The sequence below is a fragment of the Micromonospora sp. NBC_00617 genome (assembly GCF_045161355.1).
GTDB lineage: Bacteria > Actinomycetota > Actinomycetes > Mycobacteriales > Micromonosporaceae > Micromonospora.
The window spans coordinates 4,543,480-4,557,086 of sequence record NZ_CP107751.1 but is presented as its reverse complement, the minus strand read 5'-3'; the positions used below and the strand labels follow the sequence as shown (position 1 = coordinate 4,557,086).

Genomic DNA, 13,607 nt, shown 5'->3' with positions numbered 1-13,607 from the left:
TGATCAGCCGGTGTACGTCGGTAAGGTCGGCCGGGTATCTGGCTACGGAGGGGGACGCTGCGAATGCGGTTCGTGCGGGTGATCACCGGAATGCTGCTGTTGGTCATCGGGATTCCGGCGCTGTTCGCCGGCGGCGGGCTGTGGCTCGTCACCCGGCACGCCGACCCCGGTGGGACCTTCACCGCCCGGTTCGAGACGGTCCGCACACCCGGGCACGCGGTCGTGGTCACCGATCTCGACCGGCTGCTGCGCCGGGAGGCGCCCTTCGCGCGTGGCGCGCAGACCCGCCTCCGGCTCGACGCCCGTACGCCCGACGGCGCGGCCTTCGTGGGGCTGGCGCCCACCGCCGAGGTGCGTCGGTGGCTGGAGTCCGTGCCGTACGCCTCGGTCCGCCGGGTGGCGTTGGCCCGAGGTCCGCTGCCGGTCCGCACGGACCCGGCGGTCCCGGCGGCGGCCCCGCCTGCCGGTGCGGCCCTCACCCCGCTCGGTCGCCCGTTCTGGGTACGCGAGGGCATCGGCACCCTGAAGTGGAGCGCCGACGAGCTCAGTGGCGAGTCGATGAGCCTGGTGGTGATGCGCCCGGACGGCCGCGCCGACCTGAGCCTGGATCTGCGTGCCGAACTGAGCGCGGGTTGGGTCGGTCCGGTCACCTGGGGCCTGCTGGCGGTGGGGGTGCTGCTGGTGGCGTGCGCGGTGCTGCTCCTGCTGCGCCCGCCGCGTCCGCGCGAGGTGGTCTTCGTGGTCGAACCGGACCAGGTGCCGGTGCTCGCCGGCCGGCTCGGGGTCACGTCGCTCAGTGGCCTGAGCGCCCGGGATCCCGGTGCGGCCCCGCCGCTGCCGGCGGCGCGACAGCTCGCCCCGGTCGGCTCCGGCGCGGCCGAGTGGTCCCGGTCGGCGACCGGCGCCGAACCGATCCGACCGGTCACCCTCGCCGACCTGGACGCGCCGGCCCGGCTGCCCCGCCCGCCGGAGGTGGCGTTGAGCCTGGCGTGGCCGCCCACCGGCGGCGAACCCACGGCACGGCCGGTGCCGACGGACTGAAGCGGCGAGTGGCCCTCCGCGCTGCCGACGCGGAGGGCCACTCTCACCGGGGGATCGGTGCTACCCGAGCGACGCTTGAGGTAGATGAGTCCAGATTAGCGCCGATGGTAGCTACTGGGGGGTTGTGTCCATTTGGTGTGACTTTTCCGTCGTCCGGATCGGGCCGGCCACGCGGACCGGCAGGACCACCAGCAGCAGCAGGCTGAGCAGCACATAGCCGTTGCGCAGCACGAAGTCCACCGGGTCATCGGTGCGGACCGGCGCCACCCCCCAGTCGTGGAACGACACCACGCCGTAGATGATCAACGCGGCGGTGCCGACGGCGAGCCCGGCGAGCCACCGCCGTCGGCGGAACTCCTCCGGCCGGTTCGCGCTCAACGCCGCATCGGCGAGCAGCACCACCGCCGGCACGAACCAGTAGATGTGGTGGGTCCAGGTGATCGGGCTGACCAGAGCGCCGACCAGGCCGGTCAAGGTCAGGCCGGTCAGCGCGTCACCGGCACGCGCGGCGCGCACCGCCCGCCACAGGCCGTAACCGGCCACCACGGCGACCACCAGCAACCACAGCAGCCGGTCCGGCTTCTCCGGTGCGGTGAACCGGCTGAGCAGCCCGAAGAGCGACTGGTTGCCGGTGTAGTCGGTACGACCCACCCGGTCGCTGTCCCACAGCTCCTGCGTCCAGAACCGCCACGAGTCCCCGGGCGCGACCGCCGCCGCGAGCAGGGTCGCCGCCGCCGCCGTCGCGCTCGCCACCGCGGCGGCCCGCCACCGTCGGGTGGCCAGCAGGTACACGATGAAGATGCCCGGGAAGAGCTTGAGCGCCGTCGCCAGCCCCACGCCGACTCCGGCCCAGCGCCGCGCCTGCGGTACGGCGAACAGCAGGTCGGCCAGGATCAGCACGACCAGCAGCATGTTGATCTGCCCGAACGTGATCGTCTCGCGGGTGCTCTCCACCGCCAGCACCAGCAGGACGGCCACGGTCAGGGTGAACGTTCGTGGCAGGTGGTGCCGGGCGATCACCGGCGTCACCAGCCACCGGGTCGTCACCACCACGGCCACCACCGTGAGCACCGTGAAGATCACCACGGTGGCGCCGAGCCGGATCAGCCCGAACGGCCACAGCAGCAGCGCGCTGAACGGTGGGTACGTGAAGTACAGCTCACCCTGCACCCGGTCCGGCTGGACGTAGTCGTAGAGCGGGTGGCCCGCCGTCCACCAGTCCATCGCCGACATGTAGATCTTCAGGTCGAAGAAGTTGTGCACCAGGCCGGGCAGGTAGAGCGCCGGCAGCACGGCGGTCAGCGCCACGATCGTGACCAGCCGACGGACCGTACGGCCGCCGGGATCGTCGTCGGTGACGGCGGGCGGTGCGACGGGTTCGGCTGGCACTTGAGAAACCCTAGCGGTCCGTCCGGCCGAGAGCGCGCAGCCGTGGGGCGTGGGCTGCGCGTAGTCTGTCCCGGTGGCTGATCTCCTCGTCTGGATCGACTGTGAGATGACCGGGTTGGACCTTGGCAGTGACAAGCTGATCGAGGTCGCGGCACTGGTCACCGACCCCGACCTCAACGTGCTGGGTGATGGTGTCGACGTGGTGATCCACGCCGACGAGGCGGCGCTGGAGGCGATGCCGGAGATCGTCCAGACCATGCACGCCAAGTCCGGCCTCACCGAGGAGGTCCGCCGCTCGGCGGTCACCCTGGCCGAGGCCGAGGACCGGGTGCTGGAGTACGTCAGCACCTTCGTCAAGGACCCGCGCACCGCGCCACTGTGCGGCAACTCGATCGCCACCGACCGGGGCTTCATCGCCCGGGACATGCCCCGCCTCGACGCGCACCTGCACTACCGCATGATCGACGTCTCGTCGATCAAGGAACTCTGCCGCCGCTGGTACCCCCGGGTGTACTTTGGTCAGCCGCAGAAGGGCCTGGCGCACCGGGCGCTCGCCGACATCCGGGAGAGCATCCGGGAGCTGGAGTACTACCGGCGCACCATCTTCGTCCCGCTGCCCGGCCCCGACGTCGACACGGCGAAGGCGATCGCCGCCGACCTCTAACCCGCAACGAAGGAAGGGCACCTTATTAACGCCTGGTGTATAGGAAGGGGCCCTCCCTAACACCGGAGGTGTCTGGGGCTCTCCCTTGGCGGAGCGGGCAACCCGGTGGACGTGGGTGGTCGGGGTGTGGCTATTATTGGTCCGCACCCCGCCCGGGGCGATCGACCGGGCGTCGGAGGCGTGGTGGCTGTAGCTCAGTTGGCAGAGCACCGGGTTGTGGTCCCGGTTGTCGTGGGTTCAATTCCCATCAGTCACCCCAGTTCCAACTCAAGCCCCCTCCACGAGGGGGCTTGAGTTGTTTTCGGGTGTCGCTCAAGCCCTCCCTGTGGACGGTCGCTAACCAGCTGTCACACGTCTGGGTGATCCACTCCAGGTCGCCGATCTGGGGGTATTCGGCCGCCCGGACACCCCAACCTCGCCGACCTGGAGTGGATCAACCGCTCGGCCGCCTCGGCCGGGTCGCACGCGAAAGCCCCCTCCGTGGAGGGGGCTTTCGTCGTTCTGGCAGCTCAGCTGGTCGGCGTGGCGGACGGGGTGACGGCGCCGTCCGGGGTCGACGTGGCGTCCGGGTCGGCCGGCGGCTCGTACGGCAGGGCGCTGCCCTTGACGTACTCGTCCCAGCTCATGTTCCAGTCGGTCCAGCCGTTGCCGTTCTGGAGCTTGCGCTCGGTGCCCTTGACCGTGATCGGGTCGCCGATCTGGGTGTTCTTGAACAGCCAGTCGCCGTTGGTCATCGACACGTTCACGCAGCCGTGCGAGACGTTGACGCTGCCCTGCTGTCCCTCGGACCAGGGGGCCGCGTGGATGAACTCGCCACCCCAGGTGAGCCGCTGCGCGAAGTCAATCTTGGTGCGGTAGCCCTCCTCGGGGCCCAGCTCCTCCATCGTGTCGAACACGGTCTTGCGCAGTTTCTCGATCACGACCATCGTCCCGCTGGACGAGGGGGTGCTCTTCTTGCCCAGGCTGACCGGGATGGTCTTGATCACCGAGCCGTTGCGGGCCACCGTCATCCGCTTGGTCTTGCTGTCCACGGTCATGATCAGCGATGAGCCGATCTTGATGTCCACGGAGAGGTCCGAGCGGCCGTAGTAGCCGGCACCCATCGGCAGGCCGCCGGCCTGAACGCGGTAGGAGACCTTGCTGTTCGCCTTCCAGAACTCCTTCGGCCGGTACCGGATCTCGGTGGGGCTGACCCAGTGCCAGATGCCCTCCTGGGCCGGCGTCGAGGTCACCGTCATCCTGCGCTGCACGTCGTCGCGGTAGTCCTCCGGCACGGCACGGCTGAACTTCACGATCAGCGGCATCCCGACGCCGACCACCTGGTTGTCGCCGAGGAAGCTGCTCACCCGTACCTGCTTGTCGGGCTTGGCCATCGTGGTGAAGGTGCTGGTCGCGGTCGCCGGCCGGCCGTCGTCGCCGGTGGCGGTGACCGTGGCGGTGTAGCTGGTGCCGTACTCCAGCGCCCCGTTCGGAAGCCACGTCTTGCCATCCTTGGCAAGGGTGCCCTCGACCGCCTTGCCGGCCGCGTCCTTGAGGTCGACAGTGGTCTCCTCGGCGTCCTTTGTGCTGAAGGTGATGCCGGTGGACGCCGGCACGTCCTTGGCGTCCGCCGCCGGCTCGCTGATGGTCGCCGCCGCCTTGGGCGCCGGGCTCTCGTCGCCGCCCTGCCACGAGGACGGCTTGCCGCCGTCGCCGTCGGTGCAGGCGGAGGTGAAGGCCAGCGCCACGGCGAGCAGCCCCGCCGCGAGCACGCGGCGTCGCCCACGGGGCCGGATCAGCTGGTCCTGGCTAGCTCGCATGATGTCCTCACAGTCGTGGTCCCTGACCCATCGTCTCCTAATGACGCGCCAGAACCGGTCCGGGTTGCCGAGGGTGAACCGGAACACGCCGATCAGATGCCGGAATTTTGGTACTATCCGGCGTTTCGTGATTCAGGCTCGTCTTTGCGCGGGACTGAGGGTCGCCGCCGCCGTCGTCGCGGCGCGGGCAGTGCAAGGGTACGCGCCGGCCCGTGCCATCGGCAGGGGCCGGCGCGAAGGAGTCGAACCCTCAGAGCATCGGGCCGGAGCCACCCGTGGGCACCGGCAGAGCGCTGCCCTTCACGAACTCCGACCAGCTCAGGCTCCACGCCGTCCAGCCGTTGCCGGAGACGATCTTGCGTTCGGTGCCCTTGATCGTGATCGGATCACCGATCCGCGTCTTGTCGAACAGCCACCTGGCGTTCGCCGTCGACACGTTCACGCAGCCGTGCGAGACGTTGGACCGCCCCTGCACATGCTCCGACCAGGGCGCGGCGTGGATGTACTCGCCACCCCAGGTGAGCCGCTGAGCGAAGTCGATCTCGGTGACGTAGCGGTTGGCCGGGTCCGGGTCGTCGCGGGTGTCGAAGACCGTGGACTCCTTCTTCTCCATCACGACCATCGTCCCGCTCGACGACGGGGTGCTCTTCTTGCCCAGGCTCACCGGGATGGTCCGCGACAGCGCACCGTTCTCGTACACCGACATCTTCTTCGTGGCGTTGTCGACCTTCATCACTAACGACCGACCGATCTTGGCGGTGGCCTTGCGGTCGACATCGCCGTACCTGCCGTTGCTCAGCGGCACGCCGGCCAGCGCGATCCGCACGGTGATGGTGGTGCCCGGCTGCCAGTACTCCGGTGCGCGGTAGTAGGCCTGGGTGCCGTTGTCGACCCAGTGCCAGGCGCCCGGCTGCGGCGGGTCGGTCTTGACGAACATCCGCTTCTGGACCGCGGCCCGGTCCTTTTTCGGGATGCCCGGGTGGAACTCGGTGACCACCGGCATGGCGACCCCGTAGCTCTTGTCGTCGAAGAGGTACAGGCCGGACCCGATGGTCGACTTCGGCTTGGCCATCGTGGTGAAGGTGCTGGTGCCCTGGCTCGTCGTGCCGTCGGACCCGGTGGCCGTCACCGTCGCGGTGTAGTTGGTGCCGTACTTCAGGGGAGCGGACGGCACCCAGGCGGAGCCGTCGGTGCGCAGCTTGCCCTCCACCGAGCCCCCGCCGGCCGCGGTCAGGGTGACCGAGGCCACCTTGCCGCCGTCCGGGAGCTTGGCGCTGATCTCCGTGCTCACGGGCTTGTTCTTCGTGCCGTTGGCCGGGCTCAGCGTCAGTGCCGGCCCACTGGGCGCGCTCGACGCGCCCGATGTCGACGGCGCAGCCGATTCGGGTACGGCACTTGCATCTGTCGACGTACCGCCGACGAATTCCGGCTTCTTCTGCTCGTCGCCGCACCCGGTCAGTGCCAGCGACGCCGCCAGGGTCAGAGCGCCCACCACCGCCCCGGCTCGCGTGAACCGTGCCATCCCCACCTCTGTTCTCGCGTACCTGGCGGACATCGTGCCGTATCAGTGCCGAGACCACGCCCCTGCCCCGAAGCTGACGGCCGGTTTATGGCGGTACGCCCGTTAAGCTCGACCGAAGGGGGGAGCCGGGTAACCGGATTGGAGCCCCGGTTGGCGGGGTGCTAATGTTCTCTCCGTTGCCGACGAGCGCCGCTAGCTCAACTGGCAGAGCAGCGGACTCTTAATCCGCGGGTTCGGGGTTCGAGTCCCTGGCGGCGCACCACAACGAGCAAGGCCCCGATCTGGTGATCAATACCAGTCCGGGGCCTTTTTCGTGCGTCACTCAGGTCTGGGCCGTGGCTCGCAGCCGTGGCCACCGCTGCTCGGTCCAGGCCCGCAACAGCCACTCCACCGGTCCGTACTGGAACCGGGCCATCCACGCCGTGCTGGCGGCGAGCTGCACGCCGTAGATCGCGACCGCGATGAGAAGGACGGCCGCAGGTGCGACGGCACCGGCGAGACCCAACCCGACGCCGGTGAAGACCAGTACGCAGAGCAGTGACTGGCCCAGGTAGTTCGACAGGGACATCCGTCCGGCCGGCGCGAGTACGGCGACCACCCGCCGTCCCCGGTCGGTCTGGAAGAACTCAAGGAGGGTGGCGGCGTACGCGGCCGCGAGCAGCGGCGCGGTGAGTACGCCCACCGTCAGCCCGGTCAGGTTGGCGGTGCCCCCACCTGAGGCGAAGACCACCGCACCGGCCAGGCCGATCGGGTAGCCCAGCTGCTGCGCCCGGCGCAGGAGCCGCCGGTTCCCGACGACGTCGGTGAGGAGCCGGCGACGCCCCGCCGCGTAACCGAAGAGGAAGGCCGAGAGGGCGAGCGGGCCCTGCACGATGAGTGTGCCGACCATCGCCGGCAGTTGGCGTACGTGCTCGGCGATCACCGACCCGATCCCGCCCTGTAGTGCCTCGGTGGAGCGCTGACCTGCCGCGAGCGCCTCCGCCGGATCGGTGACCAGTTGGACCCCGCCGACGGCGGCGAGCGCGAGGACGAAACCGATTCCGCCGGTCAGCAGCACGGCGGCGTGCAGAGCGGTCCCGACGGCGACTCTTCGCATGGCGAGCAGGACCAGGCCGAGCAGTGCGTACGTGGCCAGGATGTCGCCCTGGAACAACAGCACGGCGTGCAGGATCCCGAGCACGAAGAGCCCGGCCAGCCGTCGTCGGAACCGGGGAGCGAAGTCGACGCCCCGCCGAGCGGCGGAGTCGAGCTGGAGCGTGAAGCTGTAGCCGAACAGGAAGGAGAAGAGCAGGTACGCCTTCATCGCGAGGAGCGCCTCGACCACCCACCGGACCGCCTGGTCGCCCCACGAGTCGTGGGCGGGATCGGGGACCAGATGGAAGGAATAGCCGGAGGCGAAGAAGGCGACGTTGACAACCAGGATGAGGAGCAGCGCCACGGCGCGCAGCGCGTCGACGTCGGCGATCCGGGAGAACGTCCCGGGCGACCCTTCACTCACGACTGTCGGGTCTTTGCTGGAGAACTTCACGCGACCACCCCCGGTGACGAACAGGAAATCGTTTTATGGCTCCTCTGCGACGCTACGAAGCGGCCTGTCCAGGTGACAGCCGGCGAGCGGGAATGTCGCCGGTGGGGCAGGCCCTACCGCCGGGGTGAAAGCTGGGACGAACGCTGGCGAACCGACCGGCCGGGGTGGCTACTGCCGCTTCGGGAGCAGCAGCTCCTCGTGGTCGAGTTCCCGCTCCAGGATCCGCAGCTCCTCGTCCGGCAGCCGCCCGGCGTCACGCCAGCGCAGGAGTTCCTCGCGCTGCGCGTCGAGGGCCGTGCGGCGGACCCGCAGCGCCGTCTCGTACTGCGGTGAGGTGGGCATCTCTTCTGACCCGCTCTGTTCGAGCAGGTCGAGTCGCCCGCGGTAGCGCGCCAGGCGGGCCAGCAACTGGGTCCGGGTGGTGTTGACGGCCACCGTGCTGTCCGGCTCGGCGGCGGCGACCTCGTCGAGGCGGGCCAGAGCGGCCTCCACCGCAGCCGAGCGGGCCTCGTTGCGTACGCGGGCCTGGTCTGTTTCGTTGGCGCGCAGGCCGAGCATCCGCACGAGCGGTGCGAACGTCAGGCCCTGCCCGACGAGCGTCACGAGCACGACCACGAAGGTGCAGAACAACAGGAGGTCGCGGTCGGGAAAGGGTGACCCGTCGTCGGTGGTCAGCGGCAGCGTGAAGATCGCGGCCAGGCTGATGACGCCGCGCGTGCCGGACCAGCTCAGCGCCACCACCTCCCGCGAGGTGAGGCGGCGGGCGTTGCGGTCGGCACGGGCGATCTGCCGTGCGGTGCTCGGCTCGTCGGTGTCGTCCTGCTCGGAGATGCCACCCAGGCGGGTGTGTAGGGAGCGGGGGAGCGACTGGGTCATCACCAGCCAGGCGGGGCGCAGGAGCAGCACCACGCCCACGGACACCGCGACGGCGATGATGATGGTCGACATGTCGTACTGACGCAGGCCCTTCACGACCGCGGGAAACTGCTGGCCGATCAGCAGGAAGACGAAGCCTTCGAGGAAGAAGTCGACCAGCCGCCACACCGCGTTGGTCTGCAACCGGGCGGCCCCGGACCCGACCTGCGGCGTCTGGTGACCGACGATCAGCCCGGCGATCACGACGGCGAGCACCCCGGAGACGTGCAGCGCCTCGGCCAGCAGGTACGCCACGAACGGTGTCGCCAGCGAGATCGCGTTGGACAGCAACGGGTCCGCGGTGAGGGGCCGGGTCAGCCGTTTCGCCCAGGCGACCGCCGCCCCCACGGCGACGCCACCGGCCGCCGCCAGCACGAACTGCGCGACGGCGGCGGGGAACGAGAACGTCCCGCCGACGGCGGCGGCCACCGCCACGCTGAGCATCGTCAGCGCGGTCGCGTCGTTCAGCAGCCCCTCGCCCTGGATGATCGTGACCATCTTCGGGGGCAGGTTGACGCGCCGGCCCACCGCCAGGGCGGCCACCGGGTCGGGCGGGGCGATCGCGGCGCCGACGGCGATTCCGGCGGCGAGCGTCGCCCCGGCGACGAACAGGTGGAACCCGATGCCGACGAGCACTCCGGTGAAAAGCACCAGCACGACGGACAGGCTGACCACGATGCGCAGGTTCCGCCGGATGTCCAGCAGCGAGGAGTCCAGTGCGGCGCTGTAGAGCAGCGGCGGCAGCACGACCATGAGCACCAGCTCGGGGTCGAGGCCGACGTTGGGGCCGGGGAGCAGCGCGTACACGATGCCGATGAGCGGCAGGAGCGCGGCGGCCGGCAGGCCGGTGCGCGACGCCACCCACCGCACGGCGACGATGACCGCGACGGCGGCGAGCACGAACAACACCATCGAATGGGCGCTCACCTGGTGACGTCCCCCTGGATCGGCGCGCGGGTCTCGGGTCGACCGCCGGTCGTGCCCGATCGGTGGCCGGCGCAGCGGGCGTCAAGGAGCAGCGCAGGCCGCGACAGCAGGCACGAGCCTACCCGCTGGCAACGCAACCGCTCGTCGACGACCGGGCGAGCGCGGGTCAGTCCCGTTGGCGAGAGGGTGGGCCCCGGTCGCCTCACCGGTCCACGCTGGTGAGGCGTCCGTCCCGCATCTGGACGGCGCGGTCGCAGCGGGCGGCGATACCGGCGTCGTGGGTGGCCATGACGAGGGTCGTACCCTGCTCGTCGCGCAGCTTCAGCAGGAGGTCGACGATCGCGGCGCTGTTCTGGCTGTCGAGATTGCCGGTGGGCTCGTCGGCCAGTAACAGGGCCGGTTGATTGATCAGCGCGCGGGCGATGGCGACCCGTTGCTGCTGGCCGCCGGAGAGCCGGGACGGCAGGGCGGCCGCCCGGTCGGCGAGCCCGACCAGCGCCAGCAGCTCGCGAGCACGAGCGACCTTGTCGAAATCGGTGCGGAACGGGATCAGCGGTGCCACGACGTTGTCCAGGGCGGTGAGCGTGGGCAGGAGGTGGAACCGTTGGAACACGAATCCCACCGACCGCCGGTACGCCGACAGAGCCCGGCCGGACAGGCCGGTCACCTCCTGGCCGCCGACGTCGATGGTGCCACCGTCACTGCGTTCGATGGCGCCGATCAGGTGTAGCAGTGTGGACTTGCCGGAGCCGCTCGGCCCGGTCAGTGCGACAGCGGCGCCAGCGGCGATCGAGAGGCTGACGTCGTTGACCGCGACCAGTGGCGGGCCGTCGGGCAGCGGGAAAGACTTCCGCACATCGGTGAGACGAACCAGCGCCGTGGTGGCTGGGGCCTCGGCTGACGTCCGTTCCAAGGGACCTACTCCTTTGCCGCTCACCCGTCGGCGAGCAGTTGGGCAGTGGGCAGTCGGCGGAGTATTGCGATCGGCACCACGACCGAGACGGCGGAGACGGCGACGCCGAACGCCAGCGCGGCCACGGAGCACCAGACGATGGGGGCGGTGACACCCCCGGCGAAGGCCGTCGCGGCGCCGAGGCCGGCGGCGGCGCCGAGCGTACCGCCGAGGACACCCATGCCGACGGCTTCGACGACGACCAGCCGGTTCAGCATGGCGTCGGTCCAGCCGACGGCGCCGAACAGGGCGAACTCGGCGGCGCGCTCGGAGATGTTGAGATAGAGCACGTCGGCGACGGACACGATGCCCAGCACGATGGTGACCGCTACGGCGATGTGATCGACCGCGCGGGCCTGGAGGGTGACGGCATCACCGAGCAGGGTGCCGGTGAGCGCCCCGCGGAACGCGAACGTGATCGCCAGCAGCATGGTCAGGGCGGCCACCCCGATCATGAGACTCATCGCGCCGAGCGCGGTCCGACCGGGTGTGCGGGCAAGGTTCGCCAGGGCGAGGGTCGTCAGTCGGCGCGGGGCCTGCCGGTGTACGGCGATACCGAGGACGGCAGGACGGATGATCTCGGCGGGATCGGGTCGCGCGGCTCGCCAGGCCGGCCAGCCGCCGGCGAGCAGAGCGAGGGCCACCGCCGCGGGAATCGCCAGCAGTGTGTGGCTCCAAGCGATGTTCAGCCCGAGACCGAGCGCGATCCCGAGCGCGAGCACGGTGCCCGCGATGCCGGCGGCGAGGCCGATGCCGACGATCTCGATGAACATCAGCCGGAGCAGATGCCGTCGACCCCATCCGAGGCAGGTGAGAATGCCGAACTCGGTGCGTCTGGCGCGGATCGCCGCGGTGTTGGCGTTGAGCACCGCCAGCGCGCACACCGCGAGCACCAGAACGGACAACAGCACACTCTTGCGGTCGGCCGCGCGGACGAGCACCGCGGCGACGCCCTTCTGCACCCATGGCTCGGCGACGGCAAGGTCGGGCCGGCCGTAGTTCCCCGCCGGGTAGTGCACCGTCATCGCGGTGGGTGACGACCCCAGCGTGATGTCGACCTGAAGGCCGGTGCGTTGCGCGATCTCCTCCGCGATCACGCGGACCCGCTCCCGGGAGAGGGCGTCGATGCCCACCTCCCCGGCCAGTCGGACCCGCACCACACTGATCGGCGCCCCGGTGTTGAGCTGGTATTCCGGGTAGCTGGGTTCGGTGCTGTAAGCGCCGGGGTCGAAGATGGCCGGCAGGGCCGACATGGTGGTGAGCATCAGCGGCGGCTGGCTGAGCAGGCCGGTGACGTTCGAATTGGGGGTCAGGCGGCGGCCGCCCAACGCTTGCCGTGACGCCTCGTCGGCGCCGTCGGCGCCCGGGTTGAAGTACGTGTCCATGGGTACCGCCGACAACGCGCTGCCCAGCGAGATCCTGGCGGGGTCGAAGGTGCCCACCGCGCCCAGTGCGGCATCGGGCATCTGCACGTCCCCGGGTTGCGCCTCGTATCCGTGCGACAGGTTCCGGTGGACCGCGACGCCGCTCCGTACGCTGGTGTCGGCGAACTCCATCGGCACGTGCCGCGACGACCCGCCGTCGTCGGCCCCCTGGCCCCAGATCTTCAGGTCGTACGGATCTGGCTGGGCACGCAAGCCGTCCCCGTCCCGTACCCTCCCCGGCGGTCCGACGGTCCAGAACTGGTCCAGCCACATGGTGTTCGCCGTCGCCAGGTCGTACTCGACGCCCAGTTCGCCGGGGCGGAGCATCCGGTCGACCATGTCCTGGTACGGCTTCTCAAGCGACGTCGATCTCTGCGCGATCGGGGTGCCGGGCGCGTTGCCGAGAGCCGCGCGTAGCCGCTGGTCGTCGCCGGATGTCCGGACCAGCTCGGCCGCGTCCGGATTCAGACGGTGCACGGCGACGTTCAGCGTCGTGTCGACCTGGGGCTGGTCGGCGATCAGGATCGGTAGTACCGAGTAGGGGTACGGCATTTTGTCGAGTCGCCGTGACGTCGGCGCCTCCGCCGGGGTGAAGTATCGGCCCGAGGTGACGGCGTCATCCAGCCCCGCCAACGCCGCCTCCGAGTCGGGGTCGACCGCGGCCATCAGGAACGGCACCGTCCACACCAGCGTGACGACCGGCCGCGTCGCCCTGCCCTCGCGGTCCTTCGATCCTGGGCCACCGACGCACGTCAGCGACGACCGGGCGCGCGGGTCCGTCGGTGACAGCCAGTCCTGCGCGGTGACAGCCGCTGCCGCGGGGCAGATCTTCACCCGCCGGCCCTCGGCGTCGATCTCCTCCGGCGGCGGCAGGCCCCCGCCGCTCTTCAGGTCGCTGTTCGGCATCACGTCCAGCCGGTTCCGCGTCACGTAGAGGAACGCCGGCCCGTCCGGGATCTGGCTCAGCCCCGCGTCCGTCTCCCACGTCGGCTGCACCCGCAACACCTGACGTTCGGCGGTCGGGTCGAGGTGCTCGGAGAGATCGATCGTCATGGGTACGGTGCGCATCACGTACCCGATCATCGCCACCGGCGCCGCCACCGACACCCCGCGCACCGCCTGGATGTCGTGCCACTGGTCAACGGTGATTCCACCGCGCATGCCCGCCAACTGACCCGACTGGACCAGATTGCGCTCCCGCTCCAGGGGCAGCACCGCGTCCTTCGGCCGTACCAGAAGGTCGTAGACGGGACGGTAATTGGCGGTCACCGTCCCCACAGCGTCCAGGCGTGAGGTCATCGCGGCCCCGGTGAGCAGGGTGAATCCCGCTACGGCGATGGCGATCATCGACAGCAGCGCAACCGATCGGCGCAGTCGTACCCGCCATTGCGACGCGGCTATCGCCAGCATTGACGCTCCGGGTCCCGCATCATTGCTCCTCCAACG

Annotated in this window: 9 protein-coding genes and 2 tRNA genes; 4 read left to right on the top strand and 7 right to left on the bottom strand. The window is 70.2% G+C overall.

The features are described from left to right. Window positions 1–63: 63 nt before the first annotated feature. Window positions 64–1,041 (top strand): hypothetical protein, encoded by a 978-nt coding sequence (locus OG505_RS20875; RefSeq protein ID WP_405426749.1) that lies wholly within the window; start codon window positions 64–66, stop codon window positions 1,039–1,041. A 111-nt stretch (window positions 1,042–1,152) separates the two neighbouring features. On the opposite strand, the gene OG505_RS20870 is transcribed toward OG505_RS20875, so the two are convergent. Further along, the gene (locus OG505_RS20870) at window positions 1,153–2,430 is read right to left on the bottom strand and encodes a glycosyltransferase 87 family protein (protein ID WP_405426747.1); all 1,278 of its coding nucleotides are present in this window, start codon (window positions 2,428–2,430) and stop codon (window positions 1,153–1,155) included. A gap of 73 nt (window positions 2,431–2,503) precedes the next feature. Here OG505_RS20870 and orn point away from each other — a divergent pair, with 73 nt between their 5' ends. Further along, complete coding sequence (orn, locus tag OG505_RS20865; RefSeq protein WP_405426745.1) at window positions 2,504–3,094, top strand: oligoribonuclease; 591 nt, start codon at window positions 2,504–2,506, stop codon at window positions 3,092–3,094. Window positions 3,095–3,277: 183 nt separating this feature from the next. Then, window positions 3,278–3,353: transfer RNA gene (locus tag OG505_RS20860), tRNA-His, on the top strand. Window positions 3,354–3,603: 250 nt separating this feature from the next. On the opposite strand, the gene OG505_RS20855 is transcribed toward OG505_RS20860, so the two are convergent. Continuing rightward, the gene (locus OG505_RS20855) at window positions 3,604–4,893 is read right to left on the bottom strand and encodes an Ig-like domain-containing protein (RefSeq protein ID WP_405426744.1); all 1,290 of its coding nucleotides are present in this window, start codon (window positions 4,891–4,893) and stop codon (window positions 3,604–3,606) included. A gap of 250 nt (window positions 4,894–5,143) precedes the next feature. Beyond that, window positions 5,144–6,415 carry an Ig-like domain-containing protein gene (locus tag OG505_RS20850; protein WP_405426742.1) on the bottom strand — a complete coding sequence of 424 codons (1,272 nt, stop codon included), beginning with the start codon at window positions 6,413–6,415 and terminating at the stop codon, window positions 5,144–5,146. 186 nt (window positions 6,416–6,601) lie between these two features. On the opposite strand from OG505_RS20850, the gene OG505_RS20845 reads away from it, so the two are divergent. Next, window positions 6,602–6,677: transfer RNA gene (locus OG505_RS20845), tRNA-Lys, on the top strand. 60 nt (window positions 6,678–6,737) lie between these two features. Here OG505_RS20845 and OG505_RS20840 read toward each other — a convergent pair. The 4 genes from OG505_RS20840 to OG505_RS20825 form a co-directional block, all read right to left on the bottom strand. Continuing rightward, entirely contained in the window at window positions 6,738–7,913 is a 1,176-nt protein-coding gene (locus OG505_RS20840; protein WP_405426740.1) for a DUF418 domain-containing protein, read from the bottom strand. A 198-nt stretch (window positions 7,914–8,111) separates the two neighbouring features. After that, the gene (locus OG505_RS20835; RefSeq protein ID WP_405426738.1) at window positions 8,112–9,785 is read right to left on the bottom strand and encodes a Na+/H+ antiporter; all 1,674 of its coding nucleotides are present in this window, start codon (window positions 9,783–9,785) and stop codon (window positions 8,112–8,114) included. Window positions 9,786–9,987: 202 nt separating this feature from the next. Beyond that, entirely contained in the window at window positions 9,988–10,698 is a 711-nt protein-coding gene (locus OG505_RS20830) for an ABC transporter ATP-binding protein (RefSeq protein WP_405426736.1), read from the bottom strand. 20 nt (window positions 10,699–10,718) lie between these two features. Continuing rightward, a complete protein-coding gene (locus tag OG505_RS20825; RefSeq protein ID WP_405426734.1) occupies window positions 10,719–13,508 on the bottom strand; it encodes an FtsX-like permease family protein in 2,790 nt (929 codons plus the stop codon). Between the last annotated feature and the right edge of the window lie 99 nt (window positions 13,509–13,607).